This is a genomic window from Mycobacteriales bacterium, from assembly GCA_036497565.1.
GTDB lineage: Bacteria > Actinomycetota > Actinomycetes > Mycobacteriales > QHCD01 > DASXJE01.
In genome coordinates this window covers 1-18,505 of the sequence record DASXJE010000307.1, presented here as the reverse complement: position 1 = coordinate 18,505, position 18,505 = coordinate 1, and the positions used below count along the sequence as shown (strand labels likewise).

Here is an 18,505-nt window from a genome sequence, read left to right as displayed (position 1 = left end):
GCACCAAGCCCTCATTCCGCGTGAACGTGACGTTCATGCGGCTAGATCGCTTGAACGTGACGTTCAAGCCGAATGGTTCGGGCGGCCTGCGGCTACCGGCCGGTCAGGCCGCTGCCGGGCGAACCGGCCATCTCCTCGAGCCGGGCGATCCGCTTGGCCATCGGCGGGTGCGTGGAGAAGAGGTTGGCGATGCCCTCGGGGCGGAACGGGTTGGCGATCATCAGCGGGCCGGTCGTGATGAGCCGTTCCTGCGGCGGCAACGGCAGCGCCTGGGTGCCCCGCTCGAGCTTGCGCAGCGCGCTCGCCAGGGCGAGCGGGTCGCCGGTCAGCTGCGCGCCGGACGCGTCGGCCTGGTATTCGCGGCTGCGACTGATCGCCAGCTGGATCAACGCGGCGGCGATGGGGCCGAGGATGATCAGCAGCAGTTCGGCGAAGATCCCGCCGCCGTCGCGGTCGTTGTTGTTTCCGCCGCCGAACAACGAGGCGAAGACCGCCAGCCGCGACGCGAAGACGATGAAGCTGGCGAGCGCGCCGGCGACCGACGAGATGAGGATGTCGCGGTTGTAGACGTGGGATAGCTCGTGGCCGAGCACCGCGCGCAGCTCCCGCCGGTCGAGCATCGGCAGGATGCCCTCCGTGCAGCACACCGCGGCATGCCGCGGGTTGCGGCCGGTCGCGAACGCGTTGGGTTGGTTGGTCGGGCTGATGTAGAGGCGGGGCATCGGCTGGCGGGCCAGGGTGGCGAGTTCGCGGACGATCGAAAACAGGACCGGCTGTTCGGCCTCGGTGACCGGCCGCGCGCGCATCGACTTCAGCGCGATCTGGTCGGAGTAGAAGTAGGAGAACCCGTTCATCCCGATGGCGATGATCAGGGCGATGATGAGCCCGCTGCGGCCCCAGATGCTGCCGATCCCGAGGATCAGGGCCGACATGAGCCCCAGCAGCACCGCGGTCTTCAAGCCGTTGAAATGGCGGTGCACGGTCAGTCCTTCCGGGTCGTACGAGGCGGCGTTGCCTGCTTCTTGCTCCGATCACCGCCGATCCGAGTAACGAGTGCTCGGGTCGCGGCGTTCCCGGCCCTGAGCCGCCCACGCCGCGGGCGGCTCGCATCGGTCACTGACCGTGCTCCAGCGGGTCGTGCGCGGGCGGCGGCGGAACGGTCCAGACCCACTCCCGAAGCCGGTCTTTTTCGTGCGTCATCTCCCGGATGTCGACTTCGGCGTAGGCGTATTCCGGGGCCCAGAAGAGCGCGTCGTAGGGGCAGACGTCGATGCAGATCCCGCAGTACATGCACAGCGCGAAGTCGATGGCGAACCGGTCGAGCACGGCCCGCTGCCGCGGCCGGGCGGCGCCGGGTGCGTCGACAGTCTCCTTGTGGGAGTCGATGTAGATGCACCAATCCGGACATTCGCGTGCGCAGAGCATGCAGACGGTGCAGTTCTCCTCGAGCAGCCCGATCACCCCGCGACTGCGCGCCGGCAATTCCGTCGTCCCGTCGGTCACGTCTCTCCCTCCCCTTCCGGCCCTCCATGGGAGTCGGGAGCGGCGGGGCCCCAGTCGGTCGGATCGGGTACGCCGGGGGGACGCATCCGCCGCCGCGACCGCCCACGGGTGGCGCTCTCCCCCGGTTCCTTCGCTCCCGGCCACTCCTTGGCCACCCGCGAGGCCAGGACGAAGTCCTTGCGCAGCGGATGCCCCTCAAAGCCGTCCGGCAACAGCAGCGGGGTCAGCCCGGGATGGCCGACGAAGTCGATGCCGAACATCTCGTGCGTCTCCCGCTCGTGCCACGCCGCTCCCGCGAAGACATCGGTCAGCGTCGGCAGCGCCGGGTCGTCGTCGGGCACCACCGTGCGCAGCAGCACATGGTGCCCGCGCCCGATCGCGTAGAGATGGATCACCACGGCGAATCCGCTGTCGAGTTCGTCGACGGCGCTGAGCCAGTCGAAGAAGGTGCAGCCGAGGTCGGGATCGTCCCGGGCCACGGTCACCGCCTCGACCCACTGCTCCCGCGGCACGTCGACCGTCACGGCACCGAAGGTGACCGCGTACGTCGACCGCGCACCGGTCCGCTCGACCAGTCGCCGGCCGATCTCGTCGGGGGTCAACGGCCCGACCCCGGCGGCGGGACCATCGGCGCGGTGTAGAGCGCGGCGCCGCGCGCCGCGGCCGGCGCCGGACCGTCGCCGATCACGTCCTGCAGCCGCCGGATGCCTTCGAGCAGCGCCTCCGGGCGGGGTGGACATCCGGGGACATAGACGTCGACAGGGATGATCTGGTCGACGCCCTTCGTCACCGAATAGCTGTCCCAGTACGGGCCGCCGCAGTTGGAGCAGGCGCCGAAGCTGATCACGTATTTCGGGTCGGGAAGCGCGTCGTACTGGCCCTGCACCGCCGGCGCGATCTTGTCGGTCACCGTGCCGGACACCACCATCAGGTCCGCCGCGGGCGGCCCGCCGGTCGGGGTGGACGGGTCGATGCCGAGGCGCAGGATGTCCGGGCGCGCCATCGAGGTGGCCACGAATTCGACCGCGCAGCAGGCCAGGCCGAAGTTGAACACCCACAAGGTGTAGCGGCGGCCCCAGTTGAGCACGAACCGGATCGGCTCCGGCGCGGCCATTGCGTGCCCATCCATCGACGCACCTGCCTCCACGAGGGTCCCGGCCCTCGCCCGCGAGCCTAGTGATCGGACCGGTGCCCCGCCGTCCGCCCGGGGCGTGGTCCGGGCTCGGGACAGCCGTCTCAGATGCTGGGACGCGGGCTAGCGTATTCCCGACTGTGACCCTTTCCCCCTGATACGCCATCCGGGGCCGCGCGCGCTTACCATCGTGCGGGAGCCGCACGGCATAACATGGTTGCGGTCCGACACCACACACGCTCTTCGAGGAGGAGGACCGTGCCCAAGCAGGTCGAGCAGCGCGACCGCGTCGTGATCCGGTTCGCCGGAGACTCCGGTGACGGTATGCAGCTCACCGGCGACCGGTTCACCCAGGAGACGGCGGCATTCGGTAACGATCTCTCGACGCTGCCCAACTTCCCGGCCGAGATACGCGCCCCCGCCGGCACGCTGCCGGGGGTGTCCTCCTTCCAGCTGCACTTCGCCGACCACGACATCATGACGCCGGGCGATGCCCCCGACGTACTCGTCGCGATGAATCCCGCCGCCCTCAAGGCAAACCTCACCGACCTGCCGCGCGGCGCGACGATCATCGTCGACAACCACGACTTCACCCCGCGGGCACTGTCCAAGGTCGGATGGGACGCCAACCCGCTCGAGGACGACTCGCTGACCGATTTCCTGGTCCACGACGTCGACCTCAGCGGACTCACGACGACCGCGTTGGAGTCCTTCGGCCTGTCCCGTAAGGAATCCAGCCGCGCCAAGAACATGTTCGCGCTCGGGCTGCTGTCGTGGATGTACCACCGGCCGGTCGAGGGGACGGTCCGTTTCCTCGAGTCGAAGTTCAAGAGCAAGCCGGAGATCGCGGCCGCCAACGTCGCGGCCTTCCGGGCCGGCTGGAACTACGGCGAGACGACCGAGGCGTTCGCCGTCTCCTACGAGATCAAGCCGGCGGCGTTGCCGGCCGGTGTCTACCGCAACATCTCGGGCAACCTCGCCCTGTCCTTCGGGCTGATCGCCGCGGCGCGCCAAGCGGGGCTGCCACTGATGCTCGGCGCCTACCCGATCACGCCGGCCAGCGACATCTTGCACGAACTGGCCAAGCACAAGGAGTTCGACGTCCGCACCTTCCAGGCGGAGGACGAGATCGCCGGCGTCGGAGCGGCACTCGGGGCGAGCTTCGGCGGGGCTCTCGGGGTCACGACCACCTCCGGGCCCGGCGTGGCCCTGAAGTCGGAGACCATCGGACTCGGCGTCACCCTCGAACTCCCCCTTGTGGTCTGCGACATCCAGCGGGCCGGCCCGTCGACCGGGATGCCGACCAAGCCCGAGCAGGCCGACCTGCTGATGGCGGTGTACGGCCGGCACGGCGAGGCACCGGTCCCGGTGGTCGCGCCGCAGTCCCCCGCCGACTGCTTCGATGCCGCCATCGAGGCGGTCCGCATCGCGACGAAGTACCGCACGCCGGTCTTCCTGCTCTCCGACGGCTATCTCGCCAACGGCTCCGAGCCGTGGCTGATCCCGGACGTCAATTCACTGCCGGAGATCGACGTCAATTTCGCCACCGAGACCAACCACGACGGCGAATTCTGGCCTTACCTGCGCGACCCGGAGACCCTCGCCCGGCCGTGGGCGGTGCCGGGTACGGCGGGGCTGGAACACCGCATCGGCGGGATCGAGAAGGCCGACGGCACCGGGGAGATCTCCTACGACCCGGCCAACCACGACTTCATGGTGCGCACCCGGGCGGCGAAGGTCGACGGGATCGCCCGGGACATCCCCGAGGTCGAGGTCGACGACCCGCAGGGCGACGCGACGGTGCTGGTGCTCGGCTGGGGGTCGACGTACGGCCCGATCGGCGCCGCCTGCCGCCGCCTGCGCCGACGCGGTCTGGCCATCGCACAGGCCCACCTGCGCCACCTCAACCCGTTCCCGCCCAATCTCGGCGAGGTGCTCGCGAGCTACGACCGGGTGGTGCTGCCGGAGATGAATCTCGGCCAGCTCGCCACCCTGGTGCGGGCGAAATATCTGGTCGACGTGATCAGCTACAACAAGGTCCAGGGACTCCCGTTCCGAGCCGAAGAGCTCGCCTCCGTGTTGGAGAAGGTGATCGCCGATGTCTGAGCAGGTCGACCTCGAATTCCCCGGCCTGGCCGGCGTTCCGGCGACCGAGACGAAGGAGTCCGCGAAGGACTTCAAGACCGACCAAGAGGTCCGGTGGTGCCCCGGCTGCGGCGACTACGCGATCCTCGCGGCCATCCAGGGCTTCATGCCCAAGCTCGGCGTACGACGCGAGAACATCGTCATGCTCTCCGGTATCGGCTGCGCCGCTCGGCTGCCGTACTACATGAACACCTACGGGATGCACTCGATCCACGGCCGCGCCCCGGCGATCGCGACCGGCCTCGCCGCGACCCGGCCCGACCTGTCGGTGTGGGTGATCACCGGTGACGGCGACGCGCTGTCGATCGGCGGAAACCACCTGATTCACGCCCTGCGCCGCAACGTCAACGTGAAGATCCTGCTGTTCAACAACCGGATCTACGGCCTCACCAAGGGGCAGTATTCACCGACGTCGGAGGTCGGCAAGATCACGAAGTCCACCCCGCTCGGGTCGCTCGACGCACCGTTCAACCCGGTGTCGCTCGCGCTCGGCGCGGAGGCCAGCTTCGTCGGGCGCGCCATCGACTCCGACCGCAAGCAGCTGACCTCGGTCCTGCAGGCCGCGGCCCAGCACCGCGGCACGGCGCTCGTCGAGATCTACCAGAACTGCAACATCTACAACGACGACGCCTACGAGTTGCTCAAGGACCCGGAGACGCGCGACGACTGGACGATCCGGATGGAGCATGGCGAGCCGCTGCGCTTCGGCCGCGACGGCACGAAGGGTGTCGTGCGCGACCCGGCGACCGGCAGCCTGCAGATCGCCGAGGACGTCGCCGACGACGACCCGCGGATCGTCGTGCACGATGCCCACGCCGACGACCCGAGCTACGCCTTCTCGTTGTCCCGGCTGTCCGGCAGCGACCTGCACTACACGCCGGTCGGCGTCTTCCGGTCGGTCGAGCGGTCGGCGTACGACGACAGCATGCGCGAGCAGGTCGAGGACGCGACCGCAGCCAAGGACGCGGACCTGACCGGTCTGCTGCACGGGTCGGATACCTGGATCGTCGGCTGACGTCCCGCCGATGACCGAGGGACGCAAAGGACTGCTCTTCGGCGCCGCGGCCTACGTGATGTGGGGGCTCTTCCCCCTCTACTGGCCATGGGTGCGTCCTGCCGGTGCGCTGGAGATCCTGGCCCACCGGGTGGTGTGGTCGCTGGTCGTAGTGATCGCGATCCTCGCCGTGCAACGCAACTGGCGGTGGATCCGCGAACTGTTGCACCAGCCGGGACGGCTCGCACTGATGGCGCTCGGCGCGATCCTCATCGCGACCAACTGGGGCGTCTACATCTGGGGCGTCAACCACGGCGAGGTCGTGGAGACGTCGCTGGGCTACTTCATCAACCCGCTCGTCACGGTCCTGCTGGGCGTGCTGGTGCTGCGCGAGCACCTGCGCCCGGTGCAGTGGGCGGCGGTCGGCCTCGGTGCCGTGTCCGTGCTCGTCCTCGCCGTCGACTACGGCCACCCGCCCTGGATCGCGTTGACGCTGGCCTTCTCCTTCGGCTCGTACGGCCTGATCAAGAAGCACGTCGGTGCGCCCGCGTCGCACAGCCTCACGGTCGAGACGGCGACGCTGCTGATCCCGTCGCTGGTCTATCTGGGTTTCCTCGCCGCGGACGGGCGCAGTAGTTTCGGGCATTCCGGTGTGGCGCAGGCGGTTCTGCTCGTCGGCGCCGGCGTCGTGACCGCCGTACCGCTGCTGTTCTTCGCCGGCGCGGCACGGCGGCTGCCGCTGGTCACGCTCGGGCTGCTGCAATACGTCACGCCGGTGATGCAGTTCGCCTTCGGCGTCCTCGTCTTCCACGAGCCGATGCCGGCGCTGCGGCTGATGGGTTTCGCGCTGGTCTGGGTGGCGCTGATCGTGCTCTCGGTCGACATGGTCCGCTACCAGCGCACGGCGCGCGAGGTACAGCGTCAGCGGGGTGTCGAGATCTCCGCGACATCACCGGTCTAGCCGTCCGCGTCGAGACATCAGCCGGGTCGGGTTCCGCACGCGACAAAACACGTGGCGACGTCGGTGGTCATCACGCGACAATGGCCGACATGGAGGAGGTCAAGGTCGTCGTCGCCCATAGCGAGCGCACGACCCTGCGCGTCGGTGACGTGTTCCTGAAGATCGACGCTGATCAGACGCGCATCGACGTCGAGGTCGAGGCGATGGATATGGCGCCGATCCCGACTCCGGAGGTCCTGTGGCGGAAGCCGCCCGTGCTCGCGCTCGCCGCCCTCCCCGGGATCGCACTCGGCCACCTCGGTGAGCCGTCGACCGCGTCGCCCACCGCGTGGGCAGCGGCGGGTGCCGCAGTACGGATGCTGCACGACGCGCCGCTGCCGCCACGGCCCGGTCCGAACATCGACGAGCTCGCATCGCGCCTCGACGGCGAATGCGAGTGGCTCCTCGCCAACGGCGTCCTTCCCCCCGACGTGGTCACGCGTAACCGCCGGGTTGCCGAGGCCGCACTCCGGCCGTGGACACCTGTCTTCACGCACGGCGACCTGCAGGTAGACCACGTGTTCGTCGATGGTGACAAGGTCACCGGCGTAATCGACTGGTCCGAGGCCAGCAAGGGCGATGCCCTGTTCGACCTCGCCATCTTGACGCTCGGACACGAGGAGCACGTTGGCGACGTCGTCGCCGGCTACGGCACCGACGTTGACCGCGACCTCATCCACGCGTGGTGGTCGTTGCGATGCCTGACCAACGTCCGCTGGCTGGCCGAGCACGGCTACGGCTCGCCGGACGAGTTCCCCGAGGTCGCCGTACTGAGATCCCGGCTCTGAGGCCGCAACTAATCGGCCACCGTCGGCGGAGTCAACGCGTCGACGGGCCGTTGAAGTAGTGCCCCTCGTCGAGGTCTGCGATGAGACCGTGCTGCGTCGGCGTCCACCCCAGCAGTTCACGCGTCAGCCGGTTCGAGGCCGGACAATCCACGCTGAAGAAGCCGCCGAGAAAGCCGAAGTGGCTGCTCGCCTGCTCGGCCGGAACGGAGACCACCGGCAGGTCGAGGCCGCGACCGATCGCCTCGGCGATGGCCCGGGTCGGCACACCCTCCTCGGCGATGGCGTGCAGGACCGAACCGGCGGGTGCGTCGTCGACGGCGAGCCGGACGAGGCTGCCGGCATCGAGTCGGTGCACCGCCGGCCAGCGGTTGGCGCCGTCGTCGATGTAGCCGGACACTCCCGTGTCCCGAGCGATGCCGACCAGCGCGGCTACGAAACCGTGATCGCCAGCGCCGTGGACCGTCGGAGCGAACCGCACGATCGATGAGCGCACCCCTCGGGTGCCGAAGGAGAGCGCCGCTTGGGCGCTGGCGACCCGCGGGTGGGCGCCCAGGTCTGGCATGTCCTCTTCGGTGGCGACGCGTCCGGACGCGATCCCGGCTGCGCCGGAGGCGATGACGAATGGCCGATCGGTGCCCTCGAGGGTCGCGCCGATGGCCTCGATCGCCTGCAGGTCCGTCTGCGCAGCCTGCTCCATGCGCGAGAAGTCATGGTTGTAGCCCAGGTGGACGACCCCATCGGACGCGGCTGCCCCTGCACGCAGGCCGTCGAGGTCGTCGAGACCGCCGCGGTGGACCTCGGCGCCGCGTGCGGCGACCGCTGCCGCCGCGGTGTCCGAGCGGGCGAGACCGACGACCTTGTGGCCGGCATCGAGGAGCTCCGGGATGACGGCCGAACCGATCCAGCCGGATGCTCCGGTGACGAAGATGCGCATGAAATCCTCCAGATGATCAACGGCCCGCAAGCCGGCCTGATGTCACTTGATGACATCACTGTACAGGCTGATGTCATCGCGTGTCATCACCTAGACTGACGGCATGGGTCGATGGGAGCCGGACGCGAGCGGCCGGCTCCGACAGGCGGCGATGGAGCTCTACGTCGAGCGCGGGTTCGAGCAGACGACCGTGGCCGAGATCGCCCAGCGCGCGGGCCTCACGGCGCGGACCTTCTTCCGCTACTTCGCCGACAAGCGCGAGGTGCTCTTCGGCGGTTCGGCGTTCCTGCAGGAGCGCATGGTGGGAGCCCTCGACGGTGCCCCCGACTCCGCCTCGCCGATGGAGGCCATCGCGGCCGCACTCGACGCCGCCGCAGCGGTGATCGGGGAGGGCCGCGCATTCTCCCGTCAGCGTCAGGCCGTCATCGTCGCCAACGCGGAGCTGCGAGAGCGCGAACTGATCAAGATGGCGTCGCTGTCGGCGGCTCTCGCCGACGGGTTACGCCGACGCGGCGTCACCGACCCGGAGTCGAGTCTGGCGGCCGAGGCGGGGATCGCCGTCTTCCGCGTGGCGTTCGAGCGTTGGATCAATGAGCCGGGCGACCGGGACCTGTCGCAGATCATGCGCGAGTCGCTCGATCAGCTGAAGACCCTCACCGCCGGCGGCTGATTGCGACAGACGCCCCGAAAACGGCGCGGTGCGGCTAGACATCACCCAAATGTTTGGTCATACTTATGACCATGGCGGCGATGAGTTCAATTGCGGAAGCTAAGGCCCACCTCTCTGACCTGGTAGCGCGAGTTGGTGCGCAGCACGAGCGTGTGACGGTGACCGTGCACGGCCGGCCCACGGCGGTGCTCCTCGCTGTCGACGACCTTGAGTCGCTCGAGGAAACCATCGCAGTCCTGTCGGACTCGGACGCGGTGCATGCGCTTCGTACGGCCGAAGACGAACTCGCTCGAGGCGAGGGTGAAAGCGAGCGGGACCTTGCAGCAGCGATGGCTGCCCGGCGAGCCGGTGCGTGAACGATCGCAGATACGACCTACTGATTGCCCCAACCGCACGTCGGCAGCTCGCTGAGCAACTTCCACAGCCAGTAGCCTTTGCGGCTTACGAATTCATCGTCGGCCCGCTGCTGGAGAATCCGCAGCGCGTAGGTAGACGCCTGCGCCCTCCGCTCGACGATCGCCACAGCGCGCGACGCGGCACCTACCGCGTCCTCTACCGCATCGACGAGGACCACCATCGCGTCGAGGTCGTCGGCGTGTTCGCTCGCTCGGACGCCTACCGCAACCGCTGAATCCTGCTAGAGAGAGCCGTCGTAGGTCGTGAGCCGGCCGCACATCCCCAGCTTCGGTCCGGACGGCGCGTCGGCGACGACCGCCGCCGCGCCGAGGTGGCTGTAGTCGCCGCCCCGGAGTGCCGCCAGGCGCTTCGCGGCCAGGTCGGCTACCGCCGCCGCTCCGGCACTGAGCTGGCTCTCCCAGGCCTCGAGCTTCGGCGCCACCAACTTGTGCGCGGCGTCGTAGAAGGCGTCGAGCTCGCCCGGGCCGTGCTCCTCGACCCGGCGGCGCAGCTCACCGAAGCCCTCGATCGCCAGGTCCTTACGGCGTCGCGCCGCGGCCTCGTCGGAGGCGTAGACGTGTCGCTCGTCGGCGAGCGACGCGGCGGCGGCGTAGCGCTCACGGTCGGCGAGGATCTCCGGCGGGAAGGTGAGTACGGCGTCACCGGCCTCGGGCAGGCCGGCGTTCTGCATCACGACCAGGATCTTCAGGCCATCTTCGTTGACCAGCCGGTGGATCGTGCCGGGGGTGAACCAGACCACGTCGGCCGGGGCGAGCGGTGTCTCGGTGAAGCCCGCGGAGCCGAGGGTCTGCAACCGGCCGGACCCGCTGACGACGATGTAGGCCTCGGTGCACAGCAGGTGGACGTGTGCGGAGCCGCCCGGTTCGCCGTCCGGCCCGGACCAGTCATAGACGTCGAGGCCGGTGACCGCGGTCGCTCCGGGAAAGGCGAGCGACGGGTCGGTCACGACCGGCCGAGCGCGTCGACGCCGCGAACCCGGTCGGAGACGACCTGCCCGATCCGCGCCGGATCCCAGCTTCCCGAACCGATGAGGAAGTCGTAGCGCAGGGTCAGCGTGTCGTCGGCCGGGACGTCGAGGACCTCGTCGAAGAACGGCGCCGGGCATACGCAGGCGTAGGGCTCGCTGCGGACGAACCACTGGGTGGGGTGCCGGACGTTGGCGGTGTTGTCGACGAAGACGATGGTGGCCGCGCCGTCGATCCCGTCGTGCTTGCCGACGTAACCGAGCCATTCGGCGCGCTGCCCCATCAGCGCCTCACCGGACGTGTCGGGCGCGAGGATCTTGCCGTTGTTGAAGGACCGCGGTCCGCGCCAGAAGAAGCCGCCGTAGCCGGCGGCCGGGCGCCCTTCGGTGGTCGGGCTGCCGAACTGGATCGGCGTCTCGCGCCGATTGTGCAGCGCCGTCTCGAAAGTCAGCACCCAGGCCGACTCCTCGGGGAGCAGGTAGGCGCCGAAGCGGCGCTTCTCGTCGATCCAGTGCTCACCCTGCTCGGTGATCCAGGACAGCTGCTCGTCGATCCGGGCGATCCCGTCGGTGATGTGGACCTTCGTGAACTCGTCATGGCGCTGCGTGCCGTTGTTGTGCAACTGCACGTAGCCCTTGTCGCGCACGTAGGTCGGGCCGCCCCAGAAGTTGGCGTCGTCGACGTTGGGCAGCGCGAGCGAGATGCCCTTGTGCCAGACATGGTCGTGCGGGCGGTAGAGCGAGACCAGCTCGCCGGTCGTCGTACGCAGCGGATGCATGTAGGGGTGCGGCGATTCCAACTGCGGCACGTCGGGCTGGACGACGTAGCGGAACAGCTCGACGCCACCGGCTTCGAGCGTGACCGCGTCCGCGGTCTCGGCGAGCTGCATCGAGGAGTCTGGCTGGGGCACGGGCGGACCTTTCGGAAGTTGTCGTCAGGCGGTCGCGGTCGGCGCCCAGTCGGGATGATCGCCGTGCAGCCGGTGGTAGAAGGGGTTGCCGGGGCTGAGGTCTTCGCGGCGTACCCGGGTGCCGGTGAAGGCGGACGCGTAGAGGCCGGTCACGAGCTCCAGCGTGCGCCTTGCGCCCGGTCCCGTCGACCCGGGGCGCTCGCCCCGCTCGAGGCTGTCGAGGATGTCGCCGTACTGCGCCGCGTGCGAGCTCTTGACGTCGGGGCCGGGAGCCGGCCAGATCTCCGGCCCCGCCTCGACGCCGGGCGCCGGGGTGAACCGCCAGCTCTGCGCGTCGTAGCCGTAGAGGTGGGTCAGCTCGAGGGTGCCGCGAGCGAAGTCGAAGCGCTGGTAGCTCTCCTCGCGCGGCGACAGGATGCTGTTGACGACGCTGGCGATCGCGCCGCTGGCGAAGCTGACGTGGGCGAAGGACACGTCCTCGGTCTGCACGTGCCGCGCCATCCGCGCTGCGGTCGCCGAGATCTCGGTCCACTCGCCCAGCAGATGACCGAGCAGGTCGATCTGGTGGATGCCGTGGCCCATGGTCGGACCGCCGCCCTCGGTGTCCCACCGGCCGCGCCACGGAACCTCGTAGTAGGCGTCGCCGCGGAACCAGAGGGTGTGGCAGATGGAGACGTAGGGCGCGCCGAGCAAGCCGTCGTCGATCAGGTGCTTGACGTGCCGGCCTGCCGATCCGAACCGGTGCTGGAAGACCGTGATGAAGTGACCCTTGTTGCGCTTCTCGGCCTCGGCGATGCGGTCGAAGTCCTCGAGGGAGAGGCACGGCGGCTTCTCGACGAGCACCGATGCGCCGGCGTCGAGGGCGGCGATCGCCGGGTCGGCGTGGGCGCCGGGAGGGGTGCAGACGTCGACGAGGTCGAGCTGCTCGGCGGCGAGCATGTCCTCGACCGACTTGTAGCTGTTGGGGATGTCGTGCTTTTCACAGAACTCGTCCAGCCGGCCCTGATCGACGTCCATGGCGGCGACGACCTCAGCCCGGCCCTCGTGCGCCTTGATCGCCCGCAGATGCGAGTTGGCGATGTTGCCCGTGCCTACGAGCCCGATTTTGATCCGATCCGGCATGGTCGACTTCTCCTCTGGGGAAACGCTTACCGAGTAAACGTAGGAGTGCCCCCTTTGGCCTGTCAACCGAGCGTCGGCGCCGCCGGCCCGCCAGCCGTCGGACGCCTGGACAAAACCCACTACTAGTGGGTTGTGGTCCACGACACGCCGTACGGACCGTCCAAAACCCACTACTAGTGGGTTTTGTCCAGGGTGCGGCGACCCGCCGCTCCCCCGGCGCTTGCCCAGCCCGGCGCCCGCCCAAAACGCACTCGGAGTGCGTTTTGGTCAGCGACACGCCGCGCCCGGCCCCCAAAACGCACTCCTAGTGCGTTTTGGTCGACCAACCCGTCGACCAGCAACCAACCAGCCAGCCAGCAACGGAGCGGGTTACGACGGCGGCGTGAACCAGTCGTTGGACAGCGGGAAGAGATACCGGTCGGTGACGGCGTTGAGCACCCGGCGCGCCTGGTGGAAGTGCTCGGCCGCGTCACGCAGCTCGGCGGTCGTCGACGTCTGCGCCAACGCCCGCTCGGCGGCGATGAGATACCAGCGCGCACCGAAGCGCTCGAGCAGGTCGAGCGGGTCGTCGTCCTCGGGCGGCCGGGACAGCCCGGTCAGCCGCGCCAGCCGGTTGGAGTCGAACGGTCCGCTCGGCGTCGCCCGATCCGGGAACACGCCGGTGAGGAAGAGCGCCAGGTCGCCCATCCGGCGCCAGACGCCCGGCTTCTGATCTTCAGGTACGGCGTCCAGCAGCGCGGCCAGGCGCAGCGGGTCGAGCTCGTTCCACCGCCGCCGCTGCCATCCGCCGGAGGTCTTGGTCCACGCCACCCCGCTCGACACCCGGGTGAACGACGCCAGCAGGTCGATGAGGAACAGCCGCCGGCGGGCCAGGGCGAGGTAGGCGGCGAGGTCGGCGGAGTCGAAGACCGGGACCCGCAGCCGCGGCCCGGAGCGCTCGGTCGTGTAGTAGGTCTGCCCGAGATCGGCGGCGGTCCGGTGCACGGCCGCGGCGAAGACGAGGAACGGCGAGACGAAGGTCAGCCGCTCGCTGCGTCGACCGGTCGTCCCGGCGAGGTTGAGCAGGGCGTCGACCGTGGCGGGCCGGGCGAGCACGTCGAGGACAAGCGCGGGCTGGCGACGCAGCGCCTGCACGCGGCGGTCCTGCTCCTCCACCGTCACCCCGTCGGCTCCGACCAGCGTGCGCAGGTCGGTGTCGCTCAGGTGCTCGACGTAGGCGCTGCCGACTGCGTCGAGCTCGTCGTACTCGGCTAGCACGTCTTCAGTCTCCGGCAATGCACCGGTATACGCACGTTTTTCACACCGATGTTACGTAAGGACTCGGATCGGCTTTCCGGACAAAAACGCCGCGATGTCCTCAACCGCGCCGCTGTACCACTGCCGGTAGGTCTCCCGGGTGACGAAACCGATGTGCGGCGTCAGCACCGTGTGCGGCGCCGACCGCAGCGGATGCGTCATCGGCAGCGGCTCGACGTCGTACACGTCGAGGCCGGCGCCGGCGATCTGCCGCGCGTGCAAAGCGTCGATCAGCGCCGTCTCGTCGACGATCGGTCCGCGGGAGGTGTTGATCAGGTACGCCGTGGGCTTCATCGCGGCCAGTTCCTTCGCGCCCACCAGGCCGCGGGTGCGGTCGCTCAGCACGACGTGGATCGAGAGGATGTCGGCGGCGGAGAAAAGCTCGTCCCGCTCGACCCGGGTGGCGCCGACCTCGGCCGCACGTTCGGCGGTGAGGTGCTCGCTCCAGGCGATGACCTCCATCCCGAAGGCGCGTCCGACCCTGGCGACCCCACTGCCGAGCCGCCCCAACCCCAGCAGTCCCAGGGTCTTGCCGGCGAGGTCGACCCCGAGGGTGGTCTGCCAGCGACCGGCCCGCAGAGCCGCGTCCTCGGCCGGCAGGTGCCGCAGCAGCGCCAGGATCAGACCCCACGTCAGGTCGAGGGTCGCGCCGCCCGAACCTTCCGTACCGCTGACCACCACGCCGTGATCGCGGGCCGCGTCGACGTCGATCGCGACGTTTCTCATCGCGGCGGTGACGATCAGCTTCAGCCGCGGCAGCCGCGCGATCAGCGACCGCGGGAAGGCGGTGCGCTCGCGCATCAGCACCACCACGTCGAACTCGGCGAGCCGCTCGACCAGCGCGTCGACGTCGGTGAGGTGGTAGGAGAAGAACACCACCTCGGTGCCGTCCGGCAGCGAAGCCCAGTCGGCGAGCGACTCGGCCACGTCCTGGTAGTCGTCGAGTACGGCGACGCGTGTCACGGGCAACCTCCGGGTGCGGATAGGCGATTATCCGCACACCGGAGGCCCGTCCCCGTCAGGACCCTGCCCCCGCGCGTTACAGCGCGAGGTTGGCCACGACCTCGCCGGAGCCGGTGGTGACCTGTACCGACGAGAGCTGGCTGCGCGGCATGGCGACCGCGGTCGGCACCTTGACCGTCTTCTCGGGGAGGGCCTTCCAGGTGGCCAGCTGCTGGCGGTGTCCGTTGCGATCGGTCGCGACGAGCACGTACTGCACGCCGCCGCCACCCCAGCCGCCCCCGCTGCCGGTGGCGTCGCCGCTGTAGGTGCAGTGCATGTCGATCGCCGTACCCCAGGCCTTGTCCGTCAGCCGCACGGTCGCCTGCACCGGTGCGCCGTTGACGGCCTTCATGGTGAACAGCCGGCTGGTGACCGCCGAGACCGACGGGTGGCCGGCCGGGTGGTCGTCGACGGAGGAAATGATGGCGGCACCGCCGACCCCGACGACCGCGGCGGCTGCGGCGGCCACGGCCACCACCCGCCAGCGGGCGCTACGGCGCTCCCGGTGCACCTGGGTGAGGAGCCGGGGCAGCAGCGAGGGTGGCGGCGGCTCGGCTTCGGCACCGGAGTCGGCCGCCTCCTCGGACGAAATCCGGGCGAGCAGGCCGGGCATGCCGGAGAACTCCTGCACCGTGGCGGTGCAGGTGGGGCAGGTCGGCAGGTGTTCCTCGAAGCGGTGTCGCTCCTCCGGGCTGAGCGCACCCAGCACGTAGGAGGCGCCGTCGTGGCTGTAGAAGCAGGTCACGCGGTCACCCCCATCTCCTCGAGCGCCAGTTTCAGGGCGCGTAGCGCATAGTGTGTTCGGGACTTCACGGTGCCAGGGGGCACTCCCAGCCGGGCGGCCGCCTCGGCGACCGACATTCCCCGGTAGAAGCACTCGACGAGCACCTCGCGGTGTGACGGCGACAGCTGCCGGAGCGCGTCGGCCACCAGCCACGACTGTACGGCGGTGTCGGCGGCGTCCGGCACGCTCACTTCGGGGACCCGGTCGGTCACCTTCTCCGGCCGGACGCTGCGAGCCCGCCATTCATCGATGACGACGTGCCGCAGGGTGGTGAAGAGCCAGCCCCGCGGTGATCCTCGGGACGAATCGAGGACCTCGGGGTGCCGCCAGGCCCGAAGCATCGTCTCTTGGACGGCGTCCTCGGCCCGACCTCGATCTCCGCTGGTCAGTCGCATGGCGTACGACCACAGCGCGGACGCGTGCTCGTCGTGCAGCACGCGCATCAGATCGGCTTCAGGCGGCACTCTCACCTACCCCCCTTCACCGGATAACACGGAGCCGGAGCTTCGGCGGTTCACTGAACCGAACGCCGGTATTGGTCGTACCTTGCCGTTATGAGAGCACTTCTGCGCATTGGCGTGGCCGCGTTCGCCCTGCTGATCGCCGCGGCCTGTTCCTCCTCCGGCTCCGGATCGTCGTCCAACTCGTCGTCACCGTCGGCCTCGTCGAAGGCGTCAGCGTCCTCGTCGCCATCGAAGAGCGCGGCGACCTCGTCGGCCACGATCACGATCAAGAACTTCAAGTTCGGGGCACCGCTGACGGTGAAGCCGGGCACGAAGGTCAAGGTCGTGAACAACGACTCGGCGCCGCACAACGTGACGTCGACGACCGGGGCCTTCAAGTCGGCGACGATCACCTCGAGTCAGACGTCGAGCTTCACGGCACCGACGAAGCCGGGTAAGTACCCCTTCACCTGCACCGTGCATCCGTTCATGCACGGCTCGCTGACGGTGTCCGGCTGACTCCTGGTCGAGGCGGGACTCAGGCGCGGGTGGCCCGCCAGCAGCGACAGGTCATCGGCAGGTCGACAGTGTCGCGGCCGGACAGCGCGGGATCGGTGCGGGTGAAGTCGGCGACCCGCTCGAGCAGTGCCTGCCGCTGAACCTCGGGCAGGACGATGATCCGGCTGTAGGTGCCGATGAGGCCGACGACGTCCTCCGGACTGATCGGCCGGGACCACCGCTCGACGTGGGTCGCGGTATCGCCGAACGGCGCGTCGTCCGGCATCCGGACCCGAACGGCTCTCGGTCGCCGGTCCTGGGGCGGCGCGGCTCCGTCCACCTCATCGCGGTGGGTGCTCTCCGCCGCCGCCTTCTCTTCCTCGGTGACCGTGCCCGCCCGCACGATCTCCTCCAGGTCGGCGACCCAGCGCACCTGCCGGTCACGGCCGTTCCAGAGGAGTCCGAAGCGGCCACCGGGACGCAGCACCCGGGCCACCTCGTAGGGCGCGCGCTCCGGATCCATCCAGTGCCAGGCCGAACTCACCAGGACGGCGTCCACCGAGGCATCGGGGAGCGGTATCTCCTCCGCGCGGCCGGCCACCACGGTCGCCCCCGGCACGCGCTCGGTGAGCACCTCCCGCATCCGCGGGTCGGGCTCGACCGCCGTCACCGCCGGCACGCGACGGAGCAGGACCCGGGTCATCGCACCGGTGCCCGCACCGAGGTCCAACGCCGACTGGCAATTGTCCTGCAGCACCCAGTCCAGGGCTTCCCCCGGCGGGCCCGGCCGGAAGCGGTCGTAACTCTCGGCGATTGATCCGAAGGACTGAGCACGGACTCCGTGGGGACGCGTCACGCGCTCACGCTACTGCCAGTGCCCGAAGCGCCGTCCCTGGCCGCCTAATCTCCCCCTCGGGGCGTGACGCGCAGTTATCAAAAAGGGAAACTTGCATGCCGCACACGCTCAATCCGAATGTGTACATCGCCAATCAACGCATTCCAGTTACGCGCAGCGACGGCCACTCGCCGGTCGAATTCAAACCGACGAACAATCACTCAGGAATCCAGCCCGAAGGGTAGCAACCTGACCACTGTGTGTATAGAGTTGCGCAGGCATCAGAGGCGCTGAGAAGGGCGCATCCGATCCGCTTTGTTGGTGCGTGAAGTTGAGGCGGGGGTGGTTGCGGTGTGTGCTGGAACAAGGGTTTGCCAGGGCCTCCGTCAGAGAATCTGAGTTCGTGACTCCAAGTCGGATAATTGAATCCGCCGACGTGCACCCTGGTGCAATCGTCGGTGCGGACACGGTCGTCTGGCACCTCGCGCAGATCCGCGAGCACGCCGTTCTCGGGCGAGGATGCGTCGTGGGACGCGGTGCTTACGTCGGGCCCGGCGTACGGATCGGCGATTATGTCAAAGTACAAAACTACGCTCTTCTCTATGAGCCGGCCGTAATTGAGGACGGCGCATTCGTCGGACCCGGCGCGATTTTGACCAATGACACCCATCCCAGGGCTATCAACCCCGATGGAACGAGCAAAAGCGCTTCCGACTGGAGCCCGGTCGGGGTCGTCTTAGGGACGGGCGCCTCACTCGGGGCGCGCAGTGTCTGCGTGGCACCCGTTTCCATCGGCCGCTGGGCTCTGGTCGCTGCTGGCGCCGTCGTCACCAGCGATGTTCCCGATTTTGCACTGGTCGCGGGTGTGCCGGCCCGACGAATCGGATGGGTCGGTCGCTCAGGGGTCCCACTTGAGGCTCAGAAGTGTGACAAATGGCGTTGCCCGAAAACCGGAGAGGTCTACGTGGAGAACGGTGATTCCCTCGGCCTTGAGACCGCGGATGCAGAGTCCGCGACATGAGTGACGTCGCGATCTCGCTCGCCCGCCCCATCATCGGCGACGAGGA

At 69.1% G+C, this 18,505-nt stretch carries 22 protein-coding genes; 9 read left to right on the top strand and 13 right to left on the bottom strand.

The window, feature by feature from the left end; genetic code table 11:
• Window positions 1-92: 92 nt before the first annotated feature.
• The 4 genes from htpX to nuoB all read right to left on the bottom strand — a co-directional run bounded on the left by htpX (window position 93) and on the right by nuoB (window position 2,632).
• Entirely contained in the window at window positions 93-980 is an 888-nt protein-coding gene (gene htpX / locus VGH85_23660; protein ID HEY2176820.1) for a zinc metalloprotease HtpX, read from the bottom strand.
• A 133-nt stretch (window positions 981-1,113) separates the two neighbouring features.
• The gene (locus tag VGH85_23655) at window positions 1,114-1,503 is read right to left on the bottom strand and encodes a 4Fe-4S binding protein (protein ID HEY2176819.1); all 390 of its coding nucleotides are present in this window, start codon (window positions 1,501-1,503) and stop codon (window positions 1,114-1,116) included.
• Window positions 1,500-2,105: an NADH-quinone oxidoreductase subunit C gene (locus tag VGH85_23650; protein HEY2176818.1), complete on the bottom strand. Its 606-nt coding sequence runs from the start codon at window positions 2,103-2,105 to the stop codon at window positions 1,500-1,502. Before VGH85_23650 ends, VGH85_23655 begins: the two co-directional genes overlap by 4 nt.
• On the bottom strand, window positions 2,102-2,632 hold the full coding sequence (gene nuoB / locus VGH85_23645) for an NADH-quinone oxidoreductase subunit NuoB (GenBank protein HEY2176817.1): 531 nt from the start codon (window positions 2,630-2,632) through the stop codon (window positions 2,102-2,104). The genes VGH85_23650 and nuoB overlap by 4 nt, the downstream gene beginning before the upstream one ends.
• Window positions 2,633-2,893: 261 nt before the next feature.
• On the opposite strand from nuoB, the gene VGH85_23640 reads away from it, so the two are divergent.
• From VGH85_23640 to VGH85_23625, 4 genes are all read left to right on the top strand, one after another.
• Window positions 2,894-4,741, top strand: coding sequence for a 2-oxoacid:acceptor oxidoreductase subunit alpha (locus VGH85_23640; GenBank protein ID HEY2176816.1), 1,848 nt, complete (start codon window positions 2,894-2,896; stop codon window positions 4,739-4,741).
• Window positions 4,734-5,795: a 2-oxoacid:ferredoxin oxidoreductase subunit beta gene (locus VGH85_23635; protein HEY2176815.1), complete on the top strand. Its 1,062-nt coding sequence runs from the start codon at window positions 4,734-4,736 to the stop codon at window positions 5,793-5,795. Before VGH85_23640 ends, VGH85_23635 begins: the two co-directional genes overlap by 8 nt.
• A gap of 10 nt (window positions 5,796-5,805) precedes the next feature.
• Entirely contained in the window at window positions 5,806-6,735 is a 930-nt protein-coding gene (rarD, locus tag VGH85_23630; protein ID HEY2176814.1) for an EamA family transporter RarD, read from the top strand.
• Between the two features lie 89 nt (window positions 6,736-6,824).
• A complete protein-coding gene (locus VGH85_23625; GenBank protein HEY2176813.1) occupies window positions 6,825-7,562 on the top strand; it encodes a phosphotransferase in 738 nt (245 codons plus the stop codon).
• A 31-nt stretch (window positions 7,563-7,593) separates the two neighbouring features.
• Here VGH85_23625 and VGH85_23620 read toward each other — a convergent pair whose 3' ends face one another.
• Window positions 7,594-8,496 (bottom strand): SDR family oxidoreductase, encoded by a 903-nt coding sequence (locus VGH85_23620; protein HEY2176812.1) that lies wholly within the window; start codon window positions 8,494-8,496, stop codon window positions 7,594-7,596.
• Between the two features lie 103 nt (window positions 8,497-8,599).
• Here VGH85_23620 and VGH85_23615 point away from each other — a divergent pair, with 103 nt between their 5' ends.
• From VGH85_23615 to VGH85_23605, 3 genes are all read left to right on the top strand, one after another.
• A complete protein-coding gene (locus VGH85_23615) occupies window positions 8,600-9,166 on the top strand; it encodes a TetR family transcriptional regulator (GenBank protein ID HEY2176811.1) in 567 nt (188 codons plus the stop codon).
• A gap of 71 nt (window positions 9,167-9,237) precedes the next feature.
• Window positions 9,238-9,522: a type II toxin-antitoxin system Phd/YefM family antitoxin gene (locus VGH85_23610; GenBank protein HEY2176810.1), complete on the top strand. Its 285-nt coding sequence runs from the start codon at window positions 9,238-9,240 to the stop codon at window positions 9,520-9,522.
• Complete coding sequence (locus tag VGH85_23605; GenBank protein ID HEY2176809.1) at window positions 9,519-9,797, top strand: type II toxin-antitoxin system RelE/ParE family toxin; 279 nt, start codon at window positions 9,519-9,521, stop codon at window positions 9,795-9,797. Before VGH85_23610 ends, VGH85_23605 begins: the two co-directional genes overlap by 4 nt.
• Before the next feature lie 6 nt (window positions 9,798-9,803).
• On the opposite strand, the gene VGH85_23600 is transcribed toward VGH85_23605, so the two are convergent.
• From VGH85_23600 to VGH85_23570, 7 genes are all read right to left on the bottom strand, one after another.
• Window positions 9,804-10,529, bottom strand: a complete 726-nt coding sequence (locus VGH85_23600) for a cupin domain-containing protein (protein ID HEY2176808.1) — start codon at window positions 10,527-10,529, stop codon at window positions 9,804-9,806.
• Window positions 10,526-11,458, bottom strand: coding sequence for a PmoA family protein (locus tag VGH85_23595; protein ID HEY2176807.1), 933 nt, complete (start codon window positions 11,456-11,458; stop codon window positions 10,526-10,528). Before VGH85_23595 ends, VGH85_23600 begins: the two co-directional genes overlap by 4 nt.
• 24 nt (window positions 11,459-11,482) lie before the next feature.
• Window positions 11,483-12,580, bottom strand: coding sequence for a Gfo/Idh/MocA family oxidoreductase (locus VGH85_23590; GenBank protein HEY2176806.1), 1,098 nt, complete (start codon window positions 12,578-12,580; stop codon window positions 11,483-11,485).
• Between the two features lie 369 nt (window positions 12,581-12,949).
• Window positions 12,950-13,837: a hypothetical protein gene (locus tag VGH85_23585; GenBank protein ID HEY2176805.1), complete on the bottom strand. Its 888-nt coding sequence runs from the start codon at window positions 13,835-13,837 to the stop codon at window positions 12,950-12,952.
• 51 nt (window positions 13,838-13,888) lie between these two features.
• Complete coding sequence (locus VGH85_23580) at window positions 13,889-14,839, bottom strand: D-2-hydroxyacid dehydrogenase family protein (GenBank protein ID HEY2176804.1); 951 nt, start codon at window positions 14,837-14,839, stop codon at window positions 13,889-13,891.
• Window positions 14,840-14,915: 76 nt separating this feature from the next.
• Window positions 14,916-15,623: a zf-HC2 domain-containing protein gene (locus tag VGH85_23575; protein ID HEY2176803.1), complete on the bottom strand. Its 708-nt coding sequence runs from the start codon at window positions 15,621-15,623 to the stop codon at window positions 14,916-14,918.
• Window positions 15,620-16,126, bottom strand: a complete 507-nt coding sequence (locus VGH85_23570; protein HEY2176802.1) for a sigma-70 family RNA polymerase sigma factor — start codon at window positions 16,124-16,126, stop codon at window positions 15,620-15,622. The genes VGH85_23575 and VGH85_23570 overlap by 4 nt, the downstream gene beginning before the upstream one ends.
• A 90-nt stretch (window positions 16,127-16,216) precedes the next feature.
• Here VGH85_23570 and VGH85_23565 point away from each other — a divergent pair, with 90 nt between their 5' ends.
• Window positions 16,217-16,624, top strand: coding sequence for a cupredoxin domain-containing protein (locus tag VGH85_23565; protein ID HEY2176801.1), 408 nt, complete (start codon window positions 16,217-16,219; stop codon window positions 16,622-16,624).
• 19 nt (window positions 16,625-16,643) lie between these two features.
• On the opposite strand, the gene VGH85_23560 is transcribed toward VGH85_23565, so the two are convergent.
• On the bottom strand, window positions 16,644-17,459 hold the full coding sequence (locus VGH85_23560) for a class I SAM-dependent methyltransferase (GenBank protein ID HEY2176800.1): 816 nt from the start codon (window positions 17,457-17,459) through the stop codon (window positions 16,644-16,646).
• Window positions 17,460-17,793: 334 nt separating this feature from the next.
• Here VGH85_23560 and VGH85_23555 point away from each other — a divergent pair, with 334 nt between their 5' ends.
• Window positions 17,794-18,459 (top strand): acyltransferase, encoded by a 666-nt coding sequence (locus VGH85_23555; GenBank protein HEY2176799.1) that lies wholly within the window; start codon window positions 17,794-17,796, stop codon window positions 18,457-18,459.
• Window positions 18,460-18,505: the final 46 nt, after the last annotated feature.

Coding starts and splice junctions, on each gene's coding strand:
- nuoB (HEY2176817.1), bottom strand. CDS start 2,632: ATGGATGGGCACGCAATGGCCGCGCCGGAGCCGATCCGGTTCGTGCTC.
- VGH85_23635 (HEY2176815.1), top strand. CDS start 4,734: ATGTCTGAGCAGGTCGACCTCGAATTCCCCGGCCTGGCCGGCGTTCCG.
- rarD (HEY2176814.1), top strand. CDS start 5,806: ATGACCGAGGGACGCAAAGGACTGCTCTTCGGCGCCGCGGCCTACGTG.
- VGH85_23625 (HEY2176813.1), top strand. CDS start 6,825: ATGGAGGAGGTCAAGGTCGTCGTCGCCCATAGCGAGCGCACGACCCTG.
- VGH85_23620 (HEY2176812.1), bottom strand. CDS start 8,496: ATGCGCATCTTCGTCACCGGAGCATCCGGCTGGATCGGTTCGGCCGTC.
- VGH85_23615 (HEY2176811.1), top strand. CDS start 8,600: ATGGGTCGATGGGAGCCGGACGCGAGCGGCCGGCTCCGACAGGCGGCG.
- VGH85_23610 (HEY2176810.1), top strand. CDS start 9,238: ATGGCGGCGATGAGTTCAATTGCGGAAGCTAAGGCCCACCTCTCTGAC.
- VGH85_23590 (HEY2176806.1), bottom strand. CDS start 12,580: ATGCCGGATCGGATCAAAATCGGGCTCGTAGGCACGGGCAACATCGCC.
- VGH85_23565 (HEY2176801.1), top strand. CDS start 16,217: ATGAGAGCACTTCTGCGCATTGGCGTGGCCGCGTTCGCCCTGCTGATC.